Below are 1,097 nucleotides of genomic sequence, written 5' to 3'. Positions count from 1 at the left end.
AGTTGGGATGCAGGCTGCGAGGCATGGCAGGATCTCCGACGACCGAAGCCGAGATCCATCAACTCCCCTGCACCGAAAGTGAGTCAGACCCGAAATAGGACCCCCGCGGCCCACGCCGGATGAATACGATCGCACAGCGCACGGCGGCCGGTGCATCGGCGAAGGTCGGGCGCGGTTTGGGGTACCACGCAGCCGCCACGACGCGTCGCCGTTGGCGAGCCGAGAGGCGTGTGGCCAGCAGTGTGGCGATCGAGAACAGGGAGAGCAGGCAGGGCGTGGTGCGGGGGATCGCCGTGTCGGACCACTGCCGCTGCGTCTCGACCCCGAGATGGGCACGCGCTTCCTGAAAAGTGACCTCGATGGTCCAGCGCCGCACGAACCACCCTACAATCTGCGCGGGCTCGCGCGTCGGATCAGTGCAGAGCAGAGTCTGGGGCGGGAAGCGCGCCTCGGGATCGCGGATGAGGATCCAACGGATCGGTACGACGGGCAAGCCACCGTGCCGCCACATCGCGGTGTCCGAGGCGATCTCGATCGTGCGCTCGCCTGCCCCGTACCAGCCGGGCACCACGACCGCGTGCCAGCGCGTGTCCTCGGCCGCAAGGATCGCGGCGAGCGTCGGCAGCCGCGCGCCTTTAGTCCGCGGGCGCCCAATCGTGCCGGGCGGGCGCGGCGGGGCGGGATCGTAGAGTGCTGCGTCGAGCCGCAGGCGGGTGATCGCCGTGATGCGAGCGCGGCGCATCGCGTCGAGAAACAACAAGGCCGAGAAGCCGCGGTCACACACCACGACGAGGTCGCGCCTCGGCAGCCAGCGTCGGGCCTGGAGGGCCGGTTGGCCGCCGACGTCGGGCAACGGCCTATGCCGGCCGGCCCCGTTCACGACAGGCGCGCTCTGACGGCACCAGCGCGGTCAGAAACGGCAACGCCCAGACGCGCCCCGCCCAGGGGATCGGGGGCGAGCACCATCAAGGTAATTACCCACCCCCTTGCGCGGGTTGGGTTTCGCTGATTCCCTCGTGGGATGGTTCGTACCGATCTTGAGCGGCTGAGCCGCGAGGAGTTGATCGAACTGGTGCTGCGGCTGCAGCGTCCGGATA

General features: G+C 69.2%; 1 protein-coding gene. It reads right to left on the bottom strand.

All coding sequences use genetic code 11. The annotated features are described in order from the left end of the window. Positions 1 to 58: 58 nt before the first annotated feature. Positions 59 to 853 carry a transposase gene (locus FV242_RS33920; protein ID WP_187278687.1) on the bottom strand — a complete coding sequence of 265 codons (795 nt, stop codon included), beginning with the start codon at positions 851 to 853 and terminating at the stop codon, positions 59 to 61. Positions 854 to 1,097: the final 244 nt, after the last annotated feature.

It is taken from the genome of Methylobacterium sp. WL64 (genome assembly GCF_008039945.1).
Lineage (GTDB): Bacteria > Pseudomonadota > Alphaproteobacteria > Rhizobiales > Beijerinckiaceae > Methylobacterium.
Note: the sequence above shows the minus strand (reverse complement) of the source record. Positions and strands in the feature narration are given on the sequence as shown.